The sequence below is a fragment of the Mesorhizobium sp. M0019 genome, assembly GCF_040323975.1.
In the GTDB taxonomy this organism is placed as follows: domain Bacteria; phylum Pseudomonadota; class Alphaproteobacteria; order Rhizobiales; family Rhizobiaceae; genus Mesorhizobium.
This window is the reverse complement of record NZ_JAMYVK010000023.1, coordinates 24,987-50,358: the sequence shown is the minus strand read 5'-3', so window position 1 is coordinate 50,358 and position 25,372 is coordinate 24,987. Positions and strand designations below refer to the sequence as shown.

Below are 25,372 nucleotides of genomic sequence, written 5' to 3'. Positions count from 1 at the left end.
CAGCAAGGGACGAGCCTCCGGTTCGTCCCTTGCTTCCATTTCGCCCTTGCCTCCATTTCTCTGGGTGCTCCTGACCGCCATGCCGAACGAGCCGACATGTTCAACACGCTGACCCGGCCGATCTTTGTCGCATTGTTCCTCGCAGCAATAGGCAGCCTGACCGCCTGCAAGATCTTGCCGACGCCGTCGGCGGAAAACGGCGGCACTGGCTCCGCGTTCAATCCCGACAAGATGGTCGAGGACATCTGGGCGGCGAAAGTGATACCCTATCTGCAGCAGAAGGCCGGGCCGTTTGCCGAGGTTCATGCCTTGGCCAAGACCGATCCCGCCGCTGCCGGCACCAAATACGGCAACCCGAAGAAGCAGGCGAATTCGCCATGGACCTTCGCGGTTCGGCTCGAGGGCAAGGTCGTTGCAGCCAATACACAGTCACGCGCGGCGACGATGGACATCGATGCCGACGGCGACGGCAAGGCGGACGCGCGGGTGCAGATCGGACCCGCCATGCGCGGAACCGCGCTGCGCGACAGCCTCGACTTCATCCAGTTCAACGATTTCACCAACCAGATCGACTTCGCCCAGTTCGGCAAGGCTTTCAACGCCTATGCCGACAAGACCGTGCTTTCCAAGCTGCCGCGCGAGGCACTCGAGGGCCGCAGCGTCGAAGTACTTGGCGCCTATACGCCGGGCAGTGGCCAGGACCTGCCGCTGGTGACGCCGGCGGAAGCAAAGATCGGGCCGAAGCCATGACCGGCGATCAAGATGTCATCCTAAAGCTGGAGGACGTCTCGAAAGTCTATTCCGGCACCGTCGCGGTCAAGCGGGCGAATTTCGAGGTGCGCAAAGGCGCGGTCAACGTGCTGGTCGGCGAAAACGGAGCCGGCAAATCGACGCTGATGAAGATCATCGCCGGCGTCGAGCAACCGACGCTCGGGCGCATCTTGCTGGACGGCGAGGAGGTTTCATTCTCGTCTTCCGGTGATGCCGTGAGCCGCGGCATCGGCATGGTTTTCCAGGAGCTGAATCTGTTCGGCAATCTGACTGTCGCCGAAAATATTTTCGCCACCCGCGAGATCACCAACCGCTTCCGCAAGATCGACCGCAAGGAGCAGGAGCGCCGCGCGGCGGAGTTCCTTGAACGCCTGGAAACCGGCATCCGGCCCGACATGCTGGTCGAGGATCTGCGCATCGGCCAGCAGCAGCTGGTCGAGATCGCCAAGGCGGTTTCGCTCGATGCGCGCATCCTGATCATGGATGAACCGACCTCGGCGCTGAGCGCGGCGGAAGTCGAGATCCTGTTCAAGGTGATTGCCGACCTCAAGGCACGCGGCGTGGCAATCGTCTACATCTCGCACCGGCTCGAGGAACTGATCCGCATCGGCGACACCATCACGGTGCTGCGCGACGGCCGCATCACCGGCCAGGCGGAGATGAAAGACGTCGACACCCAGTGGATCGTGCGGCAGATGATCGGCTCGGACGCCAAGGACTTCGCCAAGGCCGACGGCCATGTGCCGGGCGAGGAAATATTCCGCGCCGAGGACATCTGCCTGCCGCGCGTCACCGGCGGGCTTGCGGTCGATCACGTCTCGCTATCGCTGCGCGCCGGCGAAATTCTCGGCATCTATGGCCTGATGGGCGCAGGACGCAGCGAGCTGTTCGACTGCATCATGGGCCGCCACGGCCATTCGACGGGCACGATATTCATTGCCGGCAAAAAAGTGCACGAGCGCGACACGACGCGGCGCATCCGGCGCGGCCTGGCGCTGATCCCCGAAGACCGCCAGCGCGAAGGGCTGGTGTCGATCCTCTCCGTCGCCAGCAATCTGACGCTGGCCAGCCTGTCGCGGTTCGTGCGCCTGTTCCACATTCGCGGTGCCGCCGAAAGACAGGCGGTGGCCCGGACGGTGCGCGAACTGGCGATCAAGGTCGCCGATCCGGCGCAGGAAGTCTCGTCGCTGTCAGGCGGCAACCAGCAGAAGGTGGTGATCGGCAAGGCGCTGCTCACCGGCCCGAAGGTGCTGTTGATGGACGAGCCCAGCCGCGGCATCGACGTCGGCGCCAAGGCCGACGTGTTCCGCACCATGCGCAAGCTGTCGCGCGACGGCCTGGGGATACTGTTTGCCACCTCCGATCTCGACGAAGTGATGGCGTTGTCCGACCGTATCGCAGTGATGAGCAATGGAAAATTGACCGGCATGTTCGATCGCGCAGAGGCGACGGAGGCCGCACTCGTCGCTGCCTCGGCCTTCGGCCACGGACCGGTCCCGCACGGAGAGCAAGGCGCATGACTGACATCCCAGCCAAGGCGGCGGTCAACTCCATGTCGGGCGGCTCGGTCCTGCTGACGCTGATGAAGGCGAGGACGTTCATCGCGCTAATCGCCGTGCTGTTATTCTTCTCGATAGCCGCCCCCAATTTCCTATCGGCCGCCAATCTTATCCTGATGTCGAAGCACGTGGCGCTGAACGCATTCCTCGCAATGGGCATGACCTTCGTCATCATCACCGGCGGCATCGACCTGTCGGTCGGCTCGATCGTCGGCCTGTGCGGCATGGTGGCCGGCTACCTCGTGCTCAACGGCATCGACCTGCAGGTCGGCTACACCATCTATTTCAACGTCTTCGAGATCGCGCTGATCACGCTTGCCGTCGGCATATTGATCGGCGCCGTCAACGGCTTGCTGATCACCAGGCTTAACGTTGCGCCTTTCATTGCCACGCTCGGCGTGCTCTATGTCGCGCGCGGCCTGGCGCTGCTGTCGTCGGACGGCCGTACTTTCCCCAATCTCGTCGGCAAGCCCGAGCTCGGCACCACAGGGTTCGGCTACCTCGGCGCCGGCCGGCTGCTCGGCCTGCCGGTCGCGCTCTGGATTCTGCTCGTCGTTGCGCTAGGGGCGGCCTATCTCGCCAAATACACCCCGCTCGGCCGCCACATCTTCGCCGTCGGCGGCAATGAGCGGGCGGCGCGGATTTCAGGCGTCCGCGTCAACATGGTGAAGATGTTCGTCTACATGTTCTCCGGCTTCTGCGCGGCGATCGTCGGGCTGATCATCTCGTCCGAACTGATGGCCTCGCATCCGGCGACCGGAGAGAGCTTCGAGCTCAACGCCATTGCCGCGGCAGTGCTCGGCGGCACCTCGATGTCGGGCGGACGCGGTACCATCGGCGGTACCATTGTCGGCGCCTTCGTAATCGGCATCCTTTCGGACGGGCTGGTGATGATGGGAGTGAGCTCGTTCTGGCAGATGGTGATCAAGGGCCTCGTCATCATCGTCGCCGTCGTCGTCGACCAGGCACAGCGCCGGCTGCAGAGCCGTGTCACGCTGATGCAGATGGCAAAGGCCGGCTGACATGGCGGAACTGCGTGGAGCGCTGATCGGCTGCGGCTTCTTTGCCGTCAACCAGTTGCATGCCTGGCGCGACATAGAGGGCGCCTCGATCGCCGCCATCTGCGACCGTGATCCGGACCGGCTGCGGATCGTCGGCGACCAGTTCGGGGTCGCGCGGCGCTATACCGACGCGGCGGCGCTGTTTGCCGGCGAAAGGCTGGATTTCGTCGACATCGCCACCACCGCACCAAGCCACAGAATGCTCGTGGAGATGGCGGCGCAGCACGGCGTTCCGGCAATCTGCCAAAAACCGTTTGCGCCGACGCTTGCCGACGCCAAGGCGATGGTAAAGGCCTGTGCTGACGCCGGCGTGCCGCTGATGGTGCATGAGAATTTTCGCTGGCAGTCGCCGATCCAGGCGGTGCGTACCATGCTCGACAGCGGCGAAATCGGCACCCCCTTTTTCGGACGGATCTCGTTCCGCTCTGCCTATGACGTGTTTTCCGGCCAGCCCTATCTGGCGACCGGAAAGCGCTTCATTATCGAGGATCTCGGCATCCATATCCTCGACATCGCCCGCTTTCTGCTGGGCGACGTCTCGACGGTCACTGCGCGAACGGCGCGCATCAATCCCGGCATTGCCGGCGAAGATGTTGCGACGATGCTGATGGACCACACGAGCGGCGCCACTTCCATGGTCGACTGCAGCTACGCGAGCAAGCTCGCGACAGAGCCGTTCCCCGATACGCTGATCGAGATCGACGGCAGCGACGGCACGATCCGGCTGGCGCAGGGCTACCGGCTCACCGTCACCGGAAGAAGCGGGACAGTCGTCAGCGATGTCTCGCCACCGCTGCTGGCCTGGGCATCGCGGCCGTGGCACAACATCCAGGAAAGCGTCGTCGCCATTCAAAAGCACTGGGTCGATTGCCTGACCAAGGGAACCGAGCCCGCGACCTCGGGCGCGGACAACCTCAAGACATTAGCGCTGGTCGAGGCAGCCTATGCCGGCGCCGCAGGCCGGGAGCCGGTGCAGCTCGACGCCTTGCTGAAATGACAGCCGACGCCTTCCTCCTCTACGGTACACGTGCAGTTGAAGCCGAACCGGTCAGGCTGCGCGCCGGCGCGCTGACGGCGGACTTCGTCAACGGCAATCTGTGCACCATCCGGCATGGCGGCACCGAGGTTCTGCGCGCCGTCGCCTTCATCGTCAGGGATCGCGACTGGGGCACCTACGAGCCAGCGCTCACCGATTTAATCATCGACCAGGGCGATGACGCTTTCTTCGTCAGCTATTCGGCAGGTTGTTTCGGACCAGAGGGAAGCCGGCTCGACTTCCGTGCGACCATCAAGGGCTCGGCTGACGGCCAGCTGATCTTCGACGTGAGCGCTCTTCCCGACAACGATTTCGAAACCAATCGCTGCGGCTTCTGCATCCTGCATCCGATTGCCGGCCTAGCCGGCAGCCCGGTCACGGTCGAGCATACCGATGGCAGCGTGGTCGCGACGCGGCTTCCAGAGCTGATCGATCCCTGGCAACCTTTCAAGGATTTGCGCGCCATCACTCATGAAGTCCGGCCCGACGTCACCGCCGAATGCCGGATGGAAGGCGACACTTTCGAGATGGAGGACCAGCGCAACTGGTCGGATGCCTCCTACAAGACCTATGTTCGGCCGCTGGCGCTGCCATGGCCCTATGTGCTGCCCGCCGGCAAGACCTTCCGCCAGACCATCAGCTTGCGGATAGAGGGTCGCGGGAAAGTGCCGGCGGCTGCGGCAACCGTCGAACCAATTCGCGTCACGCTCGGCAAAGCCGGACCGGCGCTGCCGGATATCGGCGTGATCATCTACCCGGATGAGGTCGAGGCGGCGCTGGACAAGCTATCGGTGCTGTCCGAGCTTGGTCCGCAGCAATTGATGTTCCATTACGACCCGACGCGTGGCCATGGGCTCGACGCCTTGCGGGCTTACGCCCAGCTCGCCGCCGCCTATCCGGTCCGGACAACGCTCGAATGTGTCATTGCCGGCGACGGCGATCTCGACGTCGAGCTTTCAGACGTCGCCGACAGGGTGCGCAAGGCCGGGCTCAAGCTCTCGGCCATTGCCGTTTCGCCCTCGGTCGACCGGCAGTCGACGCCGCCGGGCAGTGCATGGCCGCAATGCCCACCGCTCGAAGACGTCTATGCCGCGGCGCGGCGCGCCTTTCCCGACACCCGCCTCGGCGGCGGTATGTTCAGTTATTTCACCGAACTCAATCGCAAGCGTGTGCCGGCTGACCCGCTCGATTTCGTCACGCATTGCACCTGCCCGATCGTGCACGCCGCCGACGATCTCAGCGTCATGCAATCGCTGGAGGCACTGCCTTTCATCACGGCGTCAGTACGAACGATCTTCGGAACAATACCTTATCGGATCGGGCCCTCGACCATTGCCATGCGCCAGAACCCTTATGGCGGCGCGACCAAGGCCAATCCCGACAATCAGCGCATTGCAATGGCTGACCGCGACCCTCGCCATGCCGGGCTGTTCGGGGCCGCATGGACGATCGGCTATGCCGCGCGCGTTGCGCCGGCCGGGCTCGAAATGCTGACGCTCTGCAGCTTCACCGGACCATTCGGCGTACTGGCCTCGTCGGGCGAACCTGTCGAAGAAGGTGCACCCCGGCCGATTTTCCACGCGGTGAAAGGACTTTGCGATCTGGCCGGCCATGCGCATGTGGCGGCGACAACGACCGATGAGACGCGGGTATTGGCACTGGCCGGCCGCTCCCAGACAGGCAAGATCATCGTCTGGCTGGCGAACCTTACCCCGGACGATTTTCCGGTCGATGTTTCCGGGCTCGGCTCCGATCGGGGTCCTCTGAAGATCTGGGATGGGCGAATGTCGCGCAAGATTCCGCAAGACACGTCGGGCCGAGACCATCTTGTGATGACACCCTACGCAATCGTCCGGATCGGCTGAAGTCATTTGCCGAGGCTCTTGGATAGCCGCACTTCGGCAGCGGTTGCCCGTAGCGGCAGCACTTCCGTTGCCGACTTGTCACCGGATCTGCTTTCGAAACTCGCCTGGTGCCATTCCAGTTGTCCTGGAAAAAAGACGGCTGAACGAGGCGACGTCCTGATATCCCACCCGATAGCAAATTTCTGAAACGCTCAGTTTCGTTTCCTCAAGGATGGATTTTGCCAACTCCAGCCGCCTTTCCTGGATCCATTTTCCCGGCGTTGTCTGGAGTTCGTCGAAAAATCTGCGAGACAGGGTTCGCGAAGACATGCCCAATTCGGTTGCCAGAAATTTCAGATCGATTTCCGACATCTTGTCGTTCGAGAGCTCGCGCAGCTTGTTCTCGAATGGGCTGGCCTCGTTCGAAATTTCGTCGAGAGAAAATTCGTAGGGACTCTGGAATTTGCGCGGCGGAGGAAGAACCAGAAGTTTTCGAATGATCCGCTCCTCCTTCGAGAAGCCCAGATCGATCAGCAAAGCCCTGGCGAGTTCGAGTCCGGAAAACCCGCCTCCGCATGTGTAAAGGCGGTCCTGGCGAATGAGCAGGCGGGAAGCGTCCCATCGCACTTGCGGAAACCGGCGGCTTGCCTCGGCTTTCAGCCACCAGGATATCGTTGCGCGTTTACCGTCCAATAATCCCGAATTGGCGAGCAGATAACACGCGCCGCAATGTGCTGCGATGATTGCGTCCTGCTGCTGCGCAAGCGCGATCAGCGGTTTTGAATGTTCACTCTCCTCGTCGAGCGAGCGCAGAAGCTCCGGAATCTCGACGCCCGGCATCGCAATGAGAATCAGGACATCCATTTTTCGCGATGGTTGAGCCTTTGTCGGGAAGGAAATTCCGGTGCTTGATGTCGACGGCGCGCCCCTTGAAACGAATTCACAGGAGAGAACCTGTGAACGGCAGACGTCATTCACAAGCTGAAACATTTCCACGAGCGTCGAGACGACGGCCGAATAGAAATTCGACGGCAGCCAGATCACGACGTGGAGGCTCCTGTCAGCCATTGCGGTTCTCCCGGTGTCGTTCTCGCCGATTGGCAAATCTAGCATAGTCTTTGCAAGAATTGCCAATTCAAGAAGAAGCCAGGCGCCTCCAAGACGGGCCTATGCGGGCCTGCTGACGAAAGCGGGCGGCGGAAATCCATGGCTGGGAAGATGCAAATGCTGAAATCGCTGAATGAAAACAACGCGGCACATACACCGGATTCAGACGGCAACATAAAACTGCGTCGGTCCGGGCTCAGGCTGATCTGTGGTCAGCCAGTAGGCCGAGAACAAGGTCCGACCGCGACGCCGGTCGGGACCTGCACTTGATTTTCAGTTGCCGGAATTCATCACGTAGAGCGCGCGCGAGCGTTCGAGGTGCTTGATCATCGCCTTCTCGGCGCCATCCGCATCCTTGGCTTCGATGCGTCCGACGATCTCTTCATGCTCGGTCAGCGTGAACTTTTCCTTGCCGGTCCAGATCAGCATTTCGGTGTGGTATTCCTTTAGCCAGCCTAGCATTGCCTCGCTGACAGCGACATAGATCGGGTTACCGGATATTGCCGCGATCTGTGTGTGGAATTTCATGTCGGCAGATATGAATGCTTCCGAGTTGCCACGATGGCTGCGCTGCTCGGCGACCGTTTCCCGCAGCCGCTGCACGTCCTCGGCTGTGGCCTTTTCTGCAGCTTCCTTGACCATGCCGCGCTCGAAGAAGATGCGCGCGTTCTTGAGGTGCTCGAGCGTGTCCTTCGATGACGACAGGATGATCTTGGCTGCGCCGTCGACCTGCTTGATGATCGACTTGGCGGTGAGCTGCAGCACCTTGGCACGCTCACCATGCGAGATCGCGACCAGCCCCATATTGCTCAACGCCTGCATCGCCTCGCGGATCGCCGGCCTGCCGACCTCGAAACGCTCCATCAATTCGCGCTCCGACGGCATGTCGTCACCCGGCAGCAATTCGCCGCCGGTGATCAGGCGCTTCAGTCTCAAGAATACTTCGTCGGAAAGCTTGCGCCGGACGATCGGCTCCGAACGGTTCATCGTCGCGAATCACTCCTTTGACCGGCCTATACCTAGCATTTCCGCCGTGAATTCCGGAACGCCTGTTGCCGACTCGCCCTTACCGCCAAGCCGGATAGGGCTTGCAATGCTTATGTACTCATTATACCAGATTTCGAGGGCCAAGGAACCTTTTTCGAAACCTCCCCGGCAGGCCGCGCGAATATGATTGTTCTTACCTATCGCATCGAAACGCCCGGCAATATCGAGGCGCTGGCGGCCAAGATTGCAAGCGACCAGTCGACCGGGACCTTCGTCGCGCTGGCCGGCGAGACGGAAGAGCTCAAGGCTAGGGTCGCAGCGCGAGTCCTGGCGATACGGCATCTGCCGGACGCGGACCGGCCGTCCCTTCCCGAAACCGGTTCCGGAGCAAGCCCCGAAGCACGCAACGGCCCGGTCAAGCGCGCCGACATCGATATCGCCTTTCCGCTGGACGCCATCGGCACCGACCTGTCGGCGCTGATGACCATCGCCATCGGCGGTGCCTTTTCGATCAAGGGCCTGTCCGGCATCCGTGTCGTCGACATGAAGCTACCCGAGGAGTACCGGGGCGCGCATCCGGGCCCGCAATTCGGCGTCGCGGGCAGCCGCAGGCTGACCGGTGTCGCGGATCGTCCGATCATCGGGACCATCGTCAAGCCGGCGCTGGGACTCCGCCCGTACGAGACGGCCGCAATGGTGCAAGAGCTGATTGCCGCCGGCGTCGACTTCATCAAGGACGACGAGAAGCTGATGAGCCCGGCCTATTCACCGCTGTCGGAGCGAGTGAGGGCAATCATGCCGCTGATCCTCGACCACGAGCAGAAGACCGGTAAGAAGGTCATGTATGCCTTCGGCATTTCACATGCCGATCCCGACGAGATGATGCGAAACCACGATCTGGTGGCAAAGGCCGGCGGCAATTGCGCGGTGGTCAACATCAATTCGATCGGCTTTGGTGGCATGGCTTACCTCCGAAAGCGCTCCAGCCTGGTGCTCCATGCCCACCGCAATGGCTGGGACATTCTCACCCGCCATCCCGGCCTCGGCATGGATTTCAAGGTCTGGCAGCAGTTCTGGCGGTTGCTCGGCGTCGACCAGTTCCAGATCAACGGCATCGCCTCGAAATACTGGGAACCCGACTGGTCCTTCGTCGAATCCTTCAAGGCGGTGACCACGCCGATCTTTTCGCCGGCCGATTGCGCATTGCCGGTCGCCGGCTCCGGCCAGTGGGGCGGGCAGGCGCCTGAAACCTTCCAGCGAACCGGCCGGACGGTCGATCTTCTCTATCTCTGCGGCGGTGGCATCGTCAGCCACCCGGACGGGCCGGGCGCCGGCGTGCGCGCCGTGCAGCAGGCCTGGCAGGCGGCGGTCCAGGACATTCCGTTGGCGGATTATGCCTTGAGCCATGTCGAGCTGGCGCGGTCGATCGAGAAGTTCGGCGGCGGCGAGGCGGCCTGACGCCATGCAAAACCTGCTTCTGAGTTACTATGGCGACGACCTGACCGGCTCGACCGACGTTATGGAGGCGCTCGAGCTCGGCGGCGTGCCGACCGTCCTGTTCATGCGCCAGCCGGACGAGGCGCTGCTTTCGCAATTTGCGCATTGCCGCGCCCTTGGGCTGGCCGGCACCAGCCGCAGCGAGACGCCGCAGTGGATGGACACGCATCTGCGAGATGCCTTCGCCTGGCTGAAGACCGTCAACGCCGAGATCTGCCACTACAAGGTCTGCTCGACCTTCGATTCCAGCCCGGCAATCGGCAGCATCGGCCGGGCGATCGAAATCGGCCGCTCGGTTTTCCGGCAAGACGGCGTGCCGCTGGTGGTCGGCGCGCCGCAGCTGAAGCGCTACACCGCCTTCGGTCATCTGTTCGCGGCCTATCGCGAAAAATATTTCCGCATCGACCGCCATCCCGTGATGAGCCGCCATCCGACCACGCCGATGGACGAATCCGACCTACTGATCCATCTGTCGCGCCAGACCAGCCTCGCCTCGGGCCTGGTCGACCTGGCGACGCTGCAGTCTGCGTCGCGGTCGAAAGCATTCGACCGGCTTGTGGAGAATGGCTCAGGTATCGTGCTTGTCGATGTCGATAGCCTGGAAACCCAGGCACTTGCCGGCAAGGAGATTTGGCGCGCTCGCAAGCCGGGCGGTTATTTCGTCGTCGGCTCTTCAGGCATCGAATATGCCTTGCTGGTCGAATGGGCATCGAACCGGATCGTGCATACCAAATCCGCCTTTTCGCCGCCGGGGGCTGCCGACAGGATCGCCGTGGTCTCGGGGAGCTGCTCGCCGACGACGGAACGACAGATCCGTCATGCTCTGGCCGACGGCTTCGACGGGATCGAGCTCGACCCCGTCGAACTGGTTTCTGAGGCTTCGAACGATGCGATTGCGCGCGCGGTGGCGACCGGCCGCTCCAGCCTACGGGCCGGGCGCAGCGTCATCCTCTACACCGCGCTCGGACCTGCGGCCGACCGCGGTGCAGAAATCGATCTCCGGGAAGGCGCCCGCCATAAGCTCGGCCGCGGCCTTGGCGAGGTTCTCCGCGAACTGACGCTTCAAGAGAAGCTACTGCGCGTGGTCATTGCCGGCGGCGACACGTCGAGCCATGCACTTGGCCAGATGGGCGTCGACGCGCTGACTGTGCGAATGCCGCTGCCGGCATCGCCGGGCTCGCCACTTTGTGTGGCGCATTCAAGCATTAAGGCGATCGATGGGCTGGAAATTGCCCTCAAGGGCGGGCAGGTCGGAACCGACCGCTATTTCTCCACTATTCGCGATGGGGTCGGCGGTTGAGAGCGGGGAATGTCAGGTCAAATCGGTGATGCTCGATCGGGATCGAGGATAGTCACTAGCCGGCAAACCAGAAATCTCAGGCGTTCAGATCAGCGGCAATGCCACTCATCCCGCTATCTGCCCATTGTCCTGCCTGGATGATACTGACGGGCGTAGGCGACACAGGCGTCTACCGTGCTGACACAGAGCGCATCGCGGTTATTCGGCAGGTTGTTGTCGCCGGCGTAGGCAACCTCGGCAACATGACCGTCAACCATTCGAATTTGCGTGTTGCAATAGCCGCCGGGGGCGACGTTGACGGAACCTCCCAGCGCCGGGACGGGGCCAATGGCCACGGTCGGAACGACAATGTTGAGATTGCCGCGTTGAACGACGCGCTGATAGGTCCAGATCTGGCCGGATTTGCCGACATCGGCAGTGGCGGTCGGAAAGCCGGCGCACATTCGAACGTCCGCCTCGCTAAGGCCGACCATCTCCCTGCGGGCTGCCGCCGCCGTGGCGTCTTCCTTCGCAGTGCTCGACGTGTCATCGGGCATGACGCAGGAAGACAGGATGGCGGCGCTTGCCGATAGAAGGAGAAGGGCAAGCTTTCGGGTGTGGAAAGATGTCATACCAACTTCGGATTGCACGGGAGCCCCGAATGCCAACCTAGGAAGTGGGCCAATCGAGTCAACCGGCAGAAAATTCACGAAGTCGTTTGGTCCGCCATTCCGCCGCACGCATCTGCTGGAAGAGGTTGAGGCTGCCGCCGTGACCCTCGCGCCCTATCTTCCGCCTGGGCATCGGATTTCCCAAACCGATCCCTTCTTGTCAGACGTACTGGCGCACGGTGCTGTGACTTTGGTTCGGCCGACGGTGTGCTAGTTTCAGCCAATTGCTCCGGAGACGTCATGCCTATCAAGCTGCAAGAAATCGCCCTCGCTCTTCTGCTGTTGGTTGCCGGAACTGGGGTGGGTCACGCGGAGACGGCCCAGCGGCCGCCGCCCACAGGCGGGGTTCTCTCGCTCCTGCCACCGCCGCAGACTTCCGATCATTCGATCGTCATTGCCGGACGCACGCTCGATTACGAGGCCAAGGCCGGCACGCTGTCATTGCCGTCCGGCAAAGGCGATATCACCGCCGAGATTTTCTACGTCGCCTATGCACTGCATTCCGGGAAAGAAACGGGACCGGATCCGCGGCGCCCGATCACCTTCGTGTTCAATGGCGGTCCGGGAGCAGCTTCCGCTTATCTTCATCTCGGCGCGCTCGGTCCGCGGGTCCTGGCGACGGCGGCCGATGGAAGTTTCTTGCCGCCGCCGCAGAGGCTGTTCGACAACCCCGACACTTGGCTCGACATGACCGACTTGGTCTTTGTGGACCCTGTTGGAACCGGTTACAGCCGTGAAGCGCCCGGCACGGAAGCACACAGCTTCTGGGGCGTCAGCCAGGACGCCGCGTCGATAGGCGCGTTTATCCGGCTCTATCTGGCGCAGACGAACCGTACGGTATCGCCTGTCTTCCTGGCTGGCGAAAGTTATGGCGGCTTTCGAGCAGCATTGCTCGCCAGGAAGCTTCAGGAAGACATCGGCATCAGCCCGAGTGGCGTCGTGCTGATTTCGCCGGCGCTCGAATTCACGCTGGTGCGCCCGGACGAGTTCCAGCCGCTCCACTGGGCGCTGGAACTGCCGTCGCTGGCGGCAGTGCGCCTACACAGCGAAGGCGTTTCCGGCCCGGCCCTGCAGGAGCGGCTGGCGGAAGTCGAACGCTATGCGCTCGGCGATTATCTGGCCGCGCTGGCAGGTGGGCTGGAGCAGGGTGGGCGCCTGGCGAGCCAGCGTGTCGCCGCAATCACCGGTCTGCCACTCGATCTCGTCCAGCGGCACTTTGCACGCATTCCCATAGGGCTGTTCGCCAAGGAGTTTGCACGGGCAAAGGGCAATGTTCTCAGCGCCTATGACGGCAACATCGCGACAGCGGACGTGGCGCCAGAGAGCCTGGGAGTCGAGGGTCCCGATCCGGTGCTCGACCGAAGCGTGCCGGCGCTCACCTCCGCTTTCGTCGGCTATGTGCGTGATGAATTGAACTTCCGCACGGATATCAGCTATCGGCTTCTCAACCGTGAAGTCAGCGGCAATTGGGACTATGGGACGAGCGCGACGCGTCAGGGCTATGCGGGTGTCATGGACGACCTTCAACAGGCGCGCGTGCTAAACCCCAGCCTCGGCGTGCTGATCGTCAACGGCTACAGCGACCTAGTGACGCCGTACATGGGCTCGCGCTACCTGCTTGGTCAAATTCCTTCGCTTGCCGGCGCAAAGCCCATTCGCACCGAGGTGCTGGAGGGCGGGCACATGATGTATCTGAGGCCGGATGGACGGGCGGCACTGAAGCAGGCCGCGTCCGAGCTTTACCGAACGACGCAATGAGACGGTTTGCCCAAAAAAGCGCCGGATACGCTGTTCGCCCTCTCATCAGGCCCTAGTTCCATCGCGATTGATCGGTTACACACCTAGGATGGCGTCTTTCAGCGACGTTCGACAACGGATTAGCCGGCTCTCCAGAATCGCGCCACTGGTGCGGCGTGCTGCCGAGCGGGCCATTCGGAACACCAAGCCACACAGGCTGACAAGCCTTGTTGACCGTTGGAATGCGCTGTCGCTGGCAACGCAGTTCCTGCTCGCGGGCGGTCTATTTTCCCTGTCAGCCATGGTGGTGGTGGGGATTTCCGTCACGAACCATATAGAAACCGTGGTCACGCAGAATTCGGCTTCCGCGACGGCTCTTTACGTGGACAGCGTTATCGCGCCGCTGCTTCCGGATATGCGCAAGAGCGAAGTGCTCGACGAGAGCGTCGCCCATGCGCTCGATGAAACGCTGGGACAAGGGGCACTCGGCACAAGGCTCGAATCCTTCAAGCTCTGGCGTCGCGACGGAACCATCCTGTATTCGACCGACAAGACATTGATCGGCAAGCGCTTCGAACCCAGCGACAATCTCCGGGCGGCATTCGCAGGCCAAATGGTCTCGGAGTTCGACAAGCTCGACGATCCGGACAGCGAGGCCGAAAGAGCCAGCGGCTTGCATCTCCTCGAGATCTACAATCCGGTGCTGCAGCCATGGTCGGGGGAAGTGGTGGCCGTTTCGGAATTCTACGAGGTCGCCACTGATTTTGAAAGAAACCTGCATCAGGCGCTCATTCGAACCTGGCTGGACGTTGCCGCCGTCACAGCGGCCTGCTTTCTCGGGCTGTCGGCAATCGTGTTCCGTGGCAGCCGCATGATCAGTTCGCAGAGCCGCTCGTTGAAGCAGCGCATTGCCGAGCTTTCCGATCTGCTTGCGCAAAACAGACTGTTGAGGCTGCGGGTGCAGCGTGCCTCGCAGCGTGCCACCGCACTTAACGAACGCTATCTCAGGCGCATCGGTGCGGACTTGCACGATGGCCCCGCGCAATTGGTTGCTCTCGCGGCGCTGGGGATCGACAGCCCCGTCATTGCCGATCCCGCTACGCCGCAATCGAAGCGCGCACAGGAATTGCTGGCCATCAAAGCACATCTGGACGATGCCATGCGCGAGATCAGGAGCATCAGCAAGGGCCTTGTCCTGCCGCATATCGAGCATGCCGAACTGGGTGAAATTCTCCAGCTAGCCGTACAGGCGCACGAAGAACGAACCGGCGTCAAAGTGAGATTATCGATGACCGGCGGCCATGCGCCGTTGTCGCCGGCGGCCAAGATTTGCATCTTCCGCTTCGTCCAGGAGGCGCTGAACAATGGATTCCGTCATGCCGGAGGTGAAGGTCAGTCGGTCGAGAAACATTTCGACGGCGAGCGCGTTTGTATCGAAGTGGCCGACGCCGGCGCTGGCTTTGACCCGCAAATCGTGCGTCCCGAGAGGCTGGGACTCGTTGGGCTGCGCGAGCGGGTGGAAAGCCTCGGGGGCCAGTTTACCGTGACTTCCTCACAGAGTGGCACAGTCGTAAGAATGGCCCTCAACATCGTTGAAATGGGGCAGACATGACAGTAGCCATCAAGCTCGCCATCGTCGACGACCACCCGCTGTTCAGGGAAGGCGTTGTGCGCACGCTCGATCAGATCGGCGGGTTCGAGATCGTCGGTGAAGGAAGCAGCAGAGACGATGCCCTGCGGATAATCGAAGACCAGCGGCCCGACATTCTGCTGATGGACATCTCGGTTCCTGGAGGTGGCCTTGGCGTGATCGGACCGGCCCTTGAGCGGCATCCGGCACTGAAAATTGTGATGCTGACCGTTTCGGAAGAAAACCAGCACGTGATGACCGCGTTGCAGAGCGGGGCAAGGGGCTATGTTCTGAAGGGGGTCGGGTCGAGGACGTTGGCTGCGATCCTGCGCACGGTAGCGTCGGGCGAACGATATGTCTGTCCACAATTGTCGGCGCGCCTGTTGGCCGATCTCTCGGCTCAATCAAAAGAGCCGGCGAAAGCTGACGGACTTGCCGACCTCACCAGCCGCGAAAGGGAGATCCTGACGCTGGTTGCCGCGGGACTGAGCAACAAGCGGATCGGGCTTCGGCTGAACCTGCATGAAAAGACGATAAAGCACCACATGACGCGAATCCTGGCCAAGCTCAACGTCAGCAACAGGACCGAAGCCGCCATGACCTTGCGCGACGCGACTGAGCGCCGCCATCCGCCTGTTCGCGATCATGCTTGAGCCGAAATTGCCGCACTGCGCGGCCATGTGAACTGGCCCTCAGTTGATCATTCCAAGCAACCTGTCCCGATCGGAACGCGTCGCCAGGCGCCGAATGATGATGCGGCCCTCGGCATCCCGCATTTCATATTGGTCGCTGTCGATGCGCTCACTGAGTCCGTTCGAATGCACCACGCCAATGCTCGGGCCGCTCACCTCGACCCGGTCTCCTGTGGATGCGTTGACAAAGAGTTTTGGCTTGCTATCGGGGTTTACCGCAGGGGCGGGATCAGGGAGATTGTCGTCCTGCGACTTTGCTTTGCCCTTGCCGGCACCAGCGTTCGAGTTCGAATTGCCGGAGTTTCCACCCGAATTGCCCGAATTGCCGTTCCCATTCCCGTTCCCGTTCCCGCCATTGCCGTTCCCGCCATCTTTGGCCCAGGCAGCCTGCGGGCCGAGCGGCTGCGATGATCCATCGACCACGACGCGATAGGGGCTCACGACGAGAATGAAGGTCAAGACGACTACAGAAATGCCGACATGACGTCCTCGTGAAGATCCGGTCCTTCGTTTCCGGGTCGTCATCAATGAACTTGCCAGTCGCATGTCGGAACTCCCCTTAATCATACGGCTCTGTCGTACTGCCTCCTGTTCGAATTCGTGTGATGCTTAAAACAATGGTTTGCGTCCGGAACGTCAAGACCCACCAGTCCCACGATGGTAACTGGTGGGTCTCGCTAGCGCAGGAAGGGACTATTTACTGCGCAAGTCTTTTGCCTTCCCGTGGTTGCGTCTCTCCGCGGTAGCGCCGACTTCCACCGTCAGCCAACAATAAATCCAATGGCCGCGACCCCGAAGCACAGGCCAAATAACGGAAAAAGCAGCCAACGTGCCTGGTGAATGCTCGGGTCCATGGCGGCCTCCTGTAACAGTCGGCATCGCAACGGGGCTCCTCGGAACTCAGTTCCTGAAACTCTCGCATTTCGGGCTTTTGCGATAGCAGCCTCGGACCAAAGTTTGGCCGTGCGGGTCCTTGGTCGATAGGCCTACAGACTGAAGTCCCTATGCCAGGAGCCGCCCTGCATTCGGCGACCTTTGTGTCCAACTGGCAGCTGCGATCCACCGCCCTCTTCGAATGCTTTGCGTTTCTGGCTCTATGGCAGCAACGCCGTTGGTCTACTGCCGCATCGTTGAAACGCCACCAATACAGACCCATATGCGAATTGCGTCGGATGTCTCCTCCCATTGCGTCCGGCGCGTTCCCCTCTGGAGGTTATAGACCTTCACACTTGGCCGGGCTTAACAACCCGGCCTTTTCTTTTGGCATTTGTGTAATCCGCCTGACGGCCCTAATTTGCGAGACATTGGTAAAATCGATTTGCAAATGCATTCATGTGCCCATAACTTGTCACCATGAGCACGATTTCCAAAGTTGCCACGCGAGCGGGCGTGTCGCGCACGACCGTGTCGCATGTCATCAACCATGCGGACCGGGTATCGAAATCGCTACGTGAGCGCGTACAAGCGGCGATCGACGAACTCGGCTACACGCCGAACCCGCAGGCGCAGAGCCTACGCACCGGCCGCACCAACATTATCGCGATGCTGATCCCGGACATCCGCAACCCGTTCTATCCGGAGCTGGTGAAAACGGCGCAGTCGACGCTCGAAGTGGTCGGCCTCGACATGCTGATCTTCAACACCGACGTGCCGGGCGGACATTCACAGGATCACGGCCGCGAGTATTTGCGCCAGATAGGGCGCAAGCGGGTCGACGGCGTCATCGTTGCCGACTTCGCGCTGCACGGCATGCACAGCGAACTGCTCAGCCTCGATCTGCCCGCCGTCTTCATCGGCCATCTGCCGAACCATGCTGTCGACAGCGTCCAGCTGGACGATTTCGGCGGCGGCTATCTGATGGGCGAGTATCTGGCGAAGAGGGGCCATCGCCGCGTCGCCCATGTCACCGGGCCATCCTTTTTCAAGGAGGCGATGGCGCGTGCCGCCGGCTTCGAAAAAGGGCTCGCCGACAATGGCGTGCCAATCTCCGTCGATCTGCGGTTCGAGGGAAGCTATCTTGCCCCGTCAGGGCGGGATGCGGTCACCTGGCTCAGCGAGAAGCACGGCGGAAACCTGCCGTCGGCGATGTTCTTCGCCAATTATCTGATGGCCTCCGGTGCGCTGACCGAATTCTACGACCATGGGATCAATATCCCTCAAGATATCGCCATCGCAGTCTTCGATGACCTGCCTCAACTGGAATATGTCAGGCCGAAGCTGACCCATGTCGGCAACAGTCCGACAATGCTTGCCAAGCGCGCCACGGAAATGCTGCTCGAACGGCTGGGTGGCAAAGTCGAGGGCGCGCCGCGCACCGAAGTGATCCCATGCGCGTTGAGCCCATTCGACAGCGCGTGACGCCAGATGCCGGCAAAGGGAACGGAGGTCCCTTCGCCAACGTTCGACCGAACAACATCCAAGGGAGGAATTGATGACTGACAAAACGACCCGCGACCGGCCATTGGCCAGCCTGAACCGCCGTCGGCTGATCCAGGGCGGCGCCACTTTCGCTGCCGCCGGCCTTACAGGCTTCCCGTTCATCAACAGGATGGCCGTGCGCGCTCAGGAAGCGCCGCTGAAATTCTGGCAGTTCTATGCGCCTGGCGGAGACGTGAAGCCGCAGGTCCAGTGGTTCGAAAAGCTGGTGGCCGACTGGAACAACGGCCACGACCAGAAGGTCGAGCTCGAATATGTCGTCAACAGCGAGTACATCTCCGGTTCCAAGCTGGCAACGGCCTTCGCGTCGGGCGAGGGCCCTGACATCTTCCTCATCAGCCCCGGCGATTTCCTGCGTTATTACAATGGCGGCGTGCTTGCCGACCTGACGCCGCATATCGAGGATGCCGCCAAAGCCGATTTCCCGGAAAGCGTCATCGCCAACCGCATGGTGGACGGCAAGATCTACGGTGTGCCAATGGAAGTCGAGCCGATGGCCTTCTACTATTCGGTCAAAGCGTTCGAGGATGCAAAGCTCAACGAGAACGACGTGCCGAAGACCTGGGACGAGCTGTTGGCGGTCGCCAAAAAGCTGACGACGCCCAGTCGCTACGGCGTGCTGTTCGAAACGACTCCCGGCTATTACCAGAACTTCACCTGGTATCCGTTCCTGTGGCAGGGCGGCGGCGAGTTCCAGGGCAAGGACGGCAAGAGCGCCTTCGATTCGCCGGCCACCGTCCAGGCGCTGAAACTCTGGCAGGATGCCATCAATACCGGCGTGGCGCCGCGTCAGGTGGTCGGCGGCGGCTTCGACATAGTCGCCAATCTCGGGGCAGGGCTGTGCGCCATGCAGAACTGCGGCATCTGGGGCATTTCGGCGATGGACAACAACGCCAAGGACGTGCCCTACGGCATCTTCAAATTGCCGACACCGGCCAATGGCAAATACGTCACCGTCGGCGGTGGCTGGGCCTTTGTCGCCAATGCCGGAGGCAAGAACCCGGATGCTTCCGCCCAGTTCTGCGCCTGGGCGCTGGCCTCAATGGATCCGGCATCGATCGACCGGGTCGTCAACTGGTGCACTGTCGCCAAGAGCGACATGCCGCCGCGCAACAGCGCGCTGAAGGCCGGCGCCGATGTCTTCAGCACCGGCAAGTTCGGCACCTTCGCCAAGGAGATCCATCCGGGGACGCGCGCCGAGCCGCGGGTTCCGCCGGAGGCCTACAAGATCATCTCTGACGCCATCCAGTCGGCACAGCTTGGCGGGGTTGATGCCCAGCAGGCGGCGACGACGGCCAGTCAGCAACTCGATGCGTTCCTCGCTTCCTATTCCGGCGCGCCGATCCTTTAGGCCCTTTCCAGCATGGATCAGATGAAACCGCCAGCCGCGGGCGCGAATTCCGCCCGCGGCCTCACCGCCAAGCAAAGGGAGCGCTGCGCCGCATGGCTGTTCGTCCTGCCCGATGCGCTTGGCCTGCTGGTGTTCGTCGGCGTGCCGATGCTGCTGTCGCTCGCCGTCGGGTTCTTCGAGGTCAACGGCTTCGGCGGCTACAGGTTCGTCGGGTTCGGCAATTACAGGCGCATGTGGGGCGACCCGCTGTTCTGGTCGTCCGTGAAGGTGACGGTAGCCTATGCCGTCATGCTGGTGCCGGCGCTCTACGCCGCCGGACTGGGACTGGCGCTTCTGGTGCAGAAGACCAACCGCTTCAACGCGGTCATGCGCTCGATGTTCTTTGCGCCGCAGATGGTCAGCCTGGTCGTGGTGGCGCTCGTGTGGCAGCTCATGCTGGTCGAAAAGGTCGGCATCGTCAGCCGGCTGGCGCCGCTCGTCGGCCTCGGCGGAATTTCGCTGCTCGGCGATCCAAATCTGGCGCTGTTCACGCTGGTGCTGGTCAGCGTCTGGTTCCTGATGGGTTTCTACATGCTGATCTTCCTCGGCGGACTCCAGGACATCCCGGCAGAGTACTACGAAGCCGCAAAGATCGACGGTGCCGGGCCGGTGACAAGCTTCTGGTACATTACTTTGCCCTTGCTCAAGCCGACCAGCTTCTTCGTCCTCCTGGTCTCGCTCGTCGCGGCTGTCGCCGGCGGCCAGGTCTTCGACCTGATCTATGTGATGACCAAAGGCGGTCCGGTCAATTCGACCTCGGTGCTGATCATCTACATCTACAAGCAGGCATTCCAGTTCGGCGCGTTCGGCTATGCATCGGCAATGGCATCGCTGCTGGTGCTGGCGCTGATGCTGGTCACGGTCTTCTTCTTCGTGCTGACGCGCGGCGGACGCTTCGAGCATGACTGACGGCCGAACTCCTTCCGGCCGTTCGCAGATACGAGCGGCGAGGCTTGCCTGGATGCTGGCGACTGCGGCGCTCGGCCTGATGACGGTGTTCCCGCTGGTCTGGATGCTGGTCATCTCGCTCAAGCCGGCGAGCGACGTCTTCACGCCGAGCCTCATTCCGGAACGCCCGACGCTCGGCAATTTCCTCTATGTGCTGACCGAGGTGCCGTTCCTGCGCTATCTCTTCAATTCGTTCTTTGTGTCGGCCACAGTAACCGTCGCTGCGCTGTTCTTCCATTCGATGGCCGGCTATTCGCTCGCACGGCTGCGTTTTCCGGGCCGCGACATTCTGTTCCTCGCCATGTTCTCGACCTTCCTGGTGTCGCTGCCGGTAATCATCGTGCCGCTGTTCATTTTGACGCGGACGCTGCATATGCTGGACAGCTATGCCGGGCTGATCATTCCTGCGATCTTCAACGCGTTCGGCATCTTTCTGCTCAGGCAATATTACCTGTCGCTGCCCAGGGAGTTGGAAGAAGCGGCGATCATGGATGGCGCCGGCTACTGGCGCATCTATTGGAGCATCATCCTGCCGCTCAGCCGGCCGATCCTGTCGGCACTGGCGATCCTGTTCTTCCTCGCCAACTGGAACGCTTTCCTGTGGCCGTTGACGATCACATCGGACCTCAACCTCTGGGTGGTGCAGGTAGCCATTGCGAACTTCAAGAGCCAGTACGCCGCCGCCTGGAATTACGTCATGGCCGCCTCGACCATCGTCGCCGTGCCGATGCTGGTCCTCTTCGTGATCTTCCAGCGCCAGATCATGGAATCCATCAAGACAAGCGGCCTGAAATAACCGCTGAAGCAAGAGGAGAAACACATGGATAATGCCGGCCTGTCGCCGCTTCGCGGGCTCGCCAAATTGCGCGACGCCAAAACCCGCCGGTTCTCAAGCTACGACCGCACCGGCGGCAATGACGACCGGCTGCACATTGAACCCGGCCAGACGGTGGTGATTGCCGAGTATGACGGTGCCGGCATCGTCACGCATATCTGGGCGACGCTCGCCTGCGAGAGCGAGGCGTTCCTGCGCAAGATCGTATTGCGCGCCTATTGGGATGGTGAGGCACATCCGAGCATCGAAACGCCGATCGGCGATTTCTTCGGCATGGGCCATGCCCGCACGCGCAATTTTGCCAGCCTGCCGGTGCAGGCAAGTCCAGAGGATGGCAAGGCCTTCAACTGCTACTTTCCGATGCCGTTTGCCAGCCACATGCGCTTCACCGTCACCAATGAGGCCGAGGACGACCTGCTTTTCTATTACTATGTCGATTTCGAACTGCATGAGGAACTCGAGGAAGGCCTGGGCCGCTTCCACGCCCAATACAGGCAGCAGCGACCTGACGGCATCGACCAGGCGGGGCTGGCCAACGAGCAGTTCCTGTTTGGCGGTGAAAATACCGACGGGAACGGCAACTACACCATTCTGGAGGCGGAAGGTCACGGCCACTATGTCGGCGTGCTCTATTCGGTCTATTCGCGGCGGCGTTCCGCACTATGGGACTGGTATGGCGAGGGCGACGACATGATCTTCGTCGACGGCGAGCCGGGCATTTCCGTGCCGGATACGGTGCGCAAGCCCGATCCGCGCATCGGACCGAAGGCCGAACTGATCGGCGATCGCGGCGAGACCAGCCCCGGCGCCAACGATGCCTGGCCGCCAACACTGCACGGCACCGGCACCGAGGACTATTTCAACACGGCATGGTGCCCGACACAGGACTACAGCGCGCCCTATCACGGCATCATCGCCGCCGGCGGGCCGAACTGGACCGAGCCGGTTACGCTCTATCGCTGGCACATAGAGGACCCGGTCATCTTCCACAAACGGATCCGGGTGACCATCGAGCACGGTCACGCCAATCGCCGCTCGGACGACATTTCGTCGGTCGCCTTCTGGTATCAGGCCGAACCGCACAAACCGTTCGAAGCGCTTGCCGATGTCGAGGACCGCATCCCCACCTATCGCGCGCCTTATCACAATTGGAATGCCGCCTTCGACGAGAAGAGGCGTTAGGCCGGGACGCGTTCGAATTGAACCGTGCATCCCGCGCTATCTGTGTCGGGGCACGACCGTGCCGCAGCGCGCCACCTCAGCTGCGAGGTGGAAGTTGCTGGACAGACCAGGTGTTGCCGTCGGGATCCTCAAAGAAGACAAATCTGCCCCAGGGAAAATCCTTGATATCGCTGACCTCGATACCTTGAGCGGCCAGGTGCCGGTGTGCCTCATCGACATCGGGCACGACCAGTTGCAGGCCCCTTATGGATCCCGGGGGGCTGTCGACGAGGCCCTTGCCCATGGCAATCGAACAGGCCGAACCGGGCGGCGTCAATTGCACGAAACGTATCTCGTCGCTTACGGTGTGGTCGTGATCGAGATGAAAGCCGACCTTCTCAACATAAAAGGCAATTGCTCTATCGACGTCCGATACGGGGACCGGGACTAGTTCCAGCTTCCAATCCATGACAGCCCTTTCGCAGCTTGATCGCCAAGTGGTGCCGAACACCGTGGGCGCCATCCCGCCATCTTCCCAATGCCATTGTCGGCGCGGGCCGCTCAGTCAGTCAAGAGATACCCGGGCTCGGGCAACGTGAGGACTGGTCTCATTGCTGAGACGGCGTTCGGAACCGATGAGCACAAGCTCAGTTAGGCGGAGGACAACCACCTTTCGGATCAGCAAGGACGACTTTAATGATCGGAACGCAGGGCGCCGAATACAACTGTGGGAAGGTTGAACGGGCGTCGTTGACGCGCGAAGGGATTGCTTGGAAGCGACGCTCGCCGAAGCTGGCGAGATCGTCGGACGGCGAAGCCGAAGCGCAATTATGCCGTGAATGCCTACGATTCGGCCTGCCTTCTCCTTGCCGCGATCAAAGACGCCAGCACTGTATCCAAGGGTATCCGAGCCGGCGCGACGTTCTGGCGGCGGTGCGCGATATCCGTTTCAGGGGAATCGCCTATCGCGAGCCGGTGCGGTGGGATGAAAAGGGCGACAATCTGGCCGCTGTGACCGCACTCAACGGGGTGGAAAACGGCCGCTTCCGACAGATCGCCGAAATCCAGCAGATGCAGAGTGTCGAGCAGACCTGACGCCGACAGGCTCTCCGACCGAACCGGTTTCCGCCGCTTTGCCAGGACGATTTTCACAGGACCACGAAACAATAATCTCCGGTCGCCGTTTCGCCCGCAGAACCTTTCGAGGAGGCGACGATGAGCGCAACCGGCTTGGACGTTTTTGACAAAACGCTGCAAATAACAAACATCTGGCTTGACGAGATCATGGCGGATCTTGGTCCGGATCGACACGTCGCCTGGCATACATTGGGCGCCGTTCTGCGAACCCTTCGGGACAGGCTGCAGATCGGACTGGCGGCCAACTTGGGAGCGGAACTGCCGCTGCTCGTGCGCGGCGCCTACTATGATCGCTATCGGCCCGCCGACATGCCCGACAAGACACGCTCGCTCGAGAAGTTCCTGCAACACATCGCCGATGAATTGAAATCGACCCGTCCTGTCGATGCCGAGGATGCGGCACGCTCAGTGCTGCGTGTGCTTGCACGGCATATCGACCTTGGCCAGTCGGCAAAGGTGCGGGATGCGCTGCCAAAGGAAATCCAGGTCCTCTGGCCTGAAAGCGTGGGCGTCAAATAGCGGCGATCCTGCTCATGCGGACGCGCGACGGACCAGCTGCCACGAAACGCTGAAAAGGGTAGGTATTGCGCCCGGTGTTGCCGAGATCAATGAGATCAGATGATCGGCAAGATGGTCGTAGTGGGCAGTTTCGGGGCCGATTGTCGTCAATGCCGGATGACTGAATTCGCCCTCGTCGATATTGCCGCAGCCGATGACTGCAATGTCGCCGGGCACGGAGAGGCCGGCCTCCTCGAATGCGTGCAGGGCGGTCACGGCGGCAAGATCGGATTCGACGAAAAGCGCGGTCGGCCGATCCTTGCGGGCGGCCAGCGCCGTAGCATTGGCAAACGCAGCCTTGCGCGCCTCTGCACCGCCGATCACCAGGTCGTCTCGCAGCGGAAGGCCGCGTGCTTGCAGGAAGCTGCGATAGGCGGCGAGACGGCTCGCGTCCACCGCTTGCTCATGCACCATATAGGCGATGCAGCGATGGCCGGCTCGGTAGAGGTAGTCGAGTGCCTCGAAGACGGCCCTGCCGGTATGCTGGCGCACAACCGAGAAGCCTGCCGGCTCGATGGTCGGATGGAAGATCACCGCTGGCCGGCCCGCGGCCGCCAGGCGCGCGGCCAAGAGCATCACCTCGGGCTCGGAGAGATGCTGCCAGTCGGCGATAATGCCGTCTGCCAGCCCGCTCTCGATTTCCCTCACGATCCGGTCGGTTCGCTCGAAGGTGTCTCCCGCGGTGATAATCGTCGAAAATCCCCTCAGCGCCGCTCCAGATTGGATATCCTGCGCGATCCGGTCGCTGAACGGCACGCCGAGACGAGGCAGTACAAGGCAGATTCGCTCGGCCTGCTGGCGGCGCAGCTGCCGCGCGGTGCGGTTTTGCACGTAGTTGAGCTCAGCGACGGCCTCAAGGATGCGCTGCCGCGCCTCCTTGCCGACGAACTTCAGGCGCGTGCTGTCGCCGCTGAGCAGGTACGACACGGCAGCGGTCGATACATTGGCGCGCCGGGCGACATCGGCCATGGTCGGCGCCTTTCTGCGATCGGAATTTCTCTCGTGCATTGTTGGATCCGCTGCGCGACGTGACATG

Annotated in this window: 23 protein-coding genes; 17 read left to right on the top strand and 6 right to left on the bottom strand. The window is 61.8% G+C overall.

Annotation, left to right across the window (positions count from 1 at the left end; all coding sequences use genetic code 11):
- Positions 1 to 96: 96 nt before the first annotated feature.
- The 5 genes from NKK47_RS17935 to apnL are packed head-to-tail and all read left to right on the top strand — an operon-like array spanning position 97 to position 6,292.
- The gene (locus NKK47_RS17935; RefSeq protein WP_352577759.1) at positions 97 to 750 is read left to right on the top strand and encodes a DUF2291 family protein; all 654 of its coding nucleotides are present in this window, start codon (positions 97 to 99) and stop codon (positions 748 to 750) included.
- A complete protein-coding gene (locus tag NKK47_RS17930; RefSeq protein ID WP_352577758.1) occupies positions 747 to 2,291 on the top strand; it encodes a sugar ABC transporter ATP-binding protein in 1,545 nt (514 codons plus the stop codon). The genes NKK47_RS17935 and NKK47_RS17930 overlap by 4 nt, the downstream gene beginning before the upstream one ends.
- Entirely contained in the window at positions 2,288 to 3,352 is a 1,065-nt protein-coding gene (locus NKK47_RS17925) for an ABC transporter permease (protein WP_352577757.1), read from the top strand. Before NKK47_RS17930 ends, NKK47_RS17925 begins: the two co-directional genes overlap by 4 nt.
- A 1-nt stretch (position 3,353) precedes the next feature.
- The gene (locus tag NKK47_RS17920; protein ID WP_352577756.1) at positions 3,354 to 4,388 is read left to right on the top strand and encodes a Gfo/Idh/MocA family protein; all 1,035 of its coding nucleotides are present in this window, start codon (positions 3,354 to 3,356) and stop codon (positions 4,386 to 4,388) included.
- A complete protein-coding gene (gene apnL / locus NKK47_RS17915) occupies positions 4,385 to 6,292 on the top strand; it encodes a D-apionate lactonase (protein WP_352577755.1) in 1,908 nt (635 codons plus the stop codon). The genes NKK47_RS17920 and apnL overlap by 4 nt, the downstream gene beginning before the upstream one ends.
- Before the next feature lie 78 nt (positions 6,293 to 6,370).
- On the opposite strand, the gene NKK47_RS17910 is transcribed toward apnL, so the two are convergent.
- Together NKK47_RS17910 and NKK47_RS17905 are read right to left on the bottom strand one after the other, a co-directional pair.
- On the bottom strand, positions 6,371 to 7,339 hold the full coding sequence (locus NKK47_RS17910; RefSeq protein ID WP_352577754.1) for a GlxA family transcriptional regulator: 969 nt from the start codon (positions 7,337 to 7,339) through the stop codon (positions 6,371 to 6,373).
- Positions 7,340 to 7,651: 312 nt separating this feature from the next.
- Entirely contained in the window at positions 7,652 to 8,365 is a 714-nt protein-coding gene (locus tag NKK47_RS17905; protein WP_352577753.1) for a transcriptional regulator NanR, read from the bottom strand.
- A gap of 183 nt (positions 8,366 to 8,548) precedes the next feature.
- Here NKK47_RS17905 and oiaX point away from each other — a divergent pair, with 183 nt between their 5' ends.
- Both oiaX and NKK47_RS17895 read left to right on the top strand, forming a co-directional pair.
- On the top strand, positions 8,549 to 9,823 hold the full coding sequence (oiaX, locus tag NKK47_RS17900) for a 3-oxo-isoapionate-4-phosphate decarboxylase OiaX (protein WP_352577752.1): 1,275 nt from the start codon (positions 8,549 to 8,551) through the stop codon (positions 9,821 to 9,823).
- A gap of 4 nt (positions 9,824 to 9,827) precedes the next feature.
- The gene (locus NKK47_RS17895; RefSeq protein ID WP_352568076.1) at positions 9,828 to 11,162 is read left to right on the top strand and encodes a four-carbon acid sugar kinase family protein; all 1,335 of its coding nucleotides are present in this window, start codon (positions 9,828 to 9,830) and stop codon (positions 11,160 to 11,162) included.
- A gap of 113 nt (positions 11,163 to 11,275) precedes the next feature.
- On the opposite strand, the gene NKK47_RS17890 is transcribed toward NKK47_RS17895, so the two are convergent.
- Positions 11,276 to 11,773, bottom strand: coding sequence for a hypothetical protein (locus NKK47_RS17890; RefSeq protein ID WP_352469597.1), 498 nt, complete (start codon positions 11,771 to 11,773; stop codon positions 11,276 to 11,278).
- A 279-nt stretch (positions 11,774 to 12,052) separates the two neighbouring features.
- Here NKK47_RS17890 and NKK47_RS17885 point away from each other — a divergent pair, with 279 nt between their 5' ends.
- The 3 genes from NKK47_RS17885 (at position 12,053) to NKK47_RS17875 (ending at position 15,832) form a co-directional block, all read left to right on the top strand.
- The gene (locus NKK47_RS17885) at positions 12,053 to 13,570 is read left to right on the top strand and encodes a S10 family peptidase (RefSeq protein WP_352568075.1); all 1,518 of its coding nucleotides are present in this window, start codon (positions 12,053 to 12,055) and stop codon (positions 13,568 to 13,570) included.
- A 148-nt stretch (positions 13,571 to 13,718) separates the two neighbouring features.
- Entirely contained in the window at positions 13,719 to 15,161 is a 1,443-nt protein-coding gene (locus NKK47_RS17880; protein WP_352577751.1) for a sensor histidine kinase, read from the top strand.
- Positions 15,158 to 15,832: a LuxR C-terminal-related transcriptional regulator gene (locus tag NKK47_RS17875; protein ID WP_352448141.1), complete on the top strand. Its 675-nt coding sequence runs from the start codon at positions 15,158 to 15,160 to the stop codon at positions 15,830 to 15,832. Before NKK47_RS17880 ends, NKK47_RS17875 begins: the two co-directional genes overlap by 4 nt.
- Positions 15,833 to 15,871: 39 nt before the next feature.
- On the opposite strand, the gene NKK47_RS17870 is transcribed toward NKK47_RS17875, so the two are convergent.
- Positions 15,872 to 16,417 carry a hypothetical protein gene (locus NKK47_RS17870; RefSeq protein WP_352568073.1) on the bottom strand — a complete coding sequence of 182 codons (546 nt, stop codon included), beginning with the start codon at positions 16,415 to 16,417 and terminating at the stop codon, positions 15,872 to 15,874.
- Between the two features lie 807 nt (positions 16,418 to 17,224).
- On the opposite strand from NKK47_RS17870, the gene NKK47_RS17865 reads away from it, so the two are divergent.
- The 5 genes from NKK47_RS17865 to NKK47_RS17845 all read left to right on the top strand — a co-directional run bounded on the left by NKK47_RS17865 (position 17,225) and on the right by NKK47_RS17845 (position 22,662).
- On the top strand, positions 17,225 to 18,229 hold the full coding sequence (locus NKK47_RS17865; protein WP_352577750.1) for a LacI family DNA-binding transcriptional regulator: 1,005 nt from the start codon (positions 17,225 to 17,227) through the stop codon (positions 18,227 to 18,229).
- 73 nt (positions 18,230 to 18,302) lie between these two features.
- Positions 18,303 to 19,658 (top strand): ABC transporter substrate-binding protein, encoded by a 1,356-nt coding sequence (locus NKK47_RS17860; RefSeq protein ID WP_352577749.1) that lies wholly within the window; start codon positions 18,303 to 18,305, stop codon positions 19,656 to 19,658.
- Positions 19,659 to 19,679: 21 nt separating this feature from the next.
- Complete coding sequence (locus NKK47_RS17855; RefSeq protein ID WP_352577748.1) at positions 19,680 to 20,606, top strand: carbohydrate ABC transporter permease; 927 nt, start codon at positions 19,680 to 19,682, stop codon at positions 20,604 to 20,606.
- Positions 20,599 to 21,441, top strand: coding sequence for a carbohydrate ABC transporter permease (locus tag NKK47_RS17850; RefSeq protein ID WP_352448136.1), 843 nt, complete (start codon positions 20,599 to 20,601; stop codon positions 21,439 to 21,441). The genes NKK47_RS17855 and NKK47_RS17850 overlap by 8 nt, the downstream gene beginning before the upstream one ends.
- Positions 21,442 to 21,465: 24 nt before the next feature.
- Positions 21,466 to 22,662, top strand: a complete 1,197-nt coding sequence (locus tag NKK47_RS17845) for a glycoside hydrolase family 172 protein (RefSeq protein ID WP_352577747.1) — start codon at positions 21,466 to 21,468, stop codon at positions 22,660 to 22,662.
- Between the two features lie 76 nt (positions 22,663 to 22,738).
- On the opposite strand, the gene NKK47_RS17840 is transcribed toward NKK47_RS17845, so the two are convergent.
- Positions 22,739 to 23,164, bottom strand: coding sequence for a VOC family protein (locus NKK47_RS17840; RefSeq protein ID WP_352577746.1), 426 nt, complete (start codon positions 23,162 to 23,164; stop codon positions 22,739 to 22,741).
- Between the two features lie 173 nt (positions 23,165 to 23,337).
- On the opposite strand from NKK47_RS17840, the gene NKK47_RS17835 reads away from it, so the two are divergent.
- On the top strand, positions 23,338 to 23,736 hold the full coding sequence (locus NKK47_RS17835; RefSeq protein ID WP_352577745.1) for a hypothetical protein: 399 nt from the start codon (positions 23,338 to 23,340) through the stop codon (positions 23,734 to 23,736).
- 120 nt (positions 23,737 to 23,856) lie between these two features.
- A complete protein-coding gene (locus NKK47_RS17830) occupies positions 23,857 to 24,297 on the top strand; it encodes a DUF2267 domain-containing protein (RefSeq protein WP_352577744.1) in 441 nt (146 codons plus the stop codon).
- A 12-nt stretch (positions 24,298 to 24,309) separates the two neighbouring features.
- On the opposite strand, the gene NKK47_RS17825 is transcribed toward NKK47_RS17830, so the two are convergent.
- Positions 24,310 to 25,305 carry a LacI family DNA-binding transcriptional regulator gene (locus NKK47_RS17825; protein WP_352577743.1) on the bottom strand — a complete coding sequence of 332 codons (996 nt, stop codon included), beginning with the start codon at positions 25,303 to 25,305 and terminating at the stop codon, positions 24,310 to 24,312.
- Between the last annotated feature and the right edge of the window lie 67 nt (positions 25,306 to 25,372).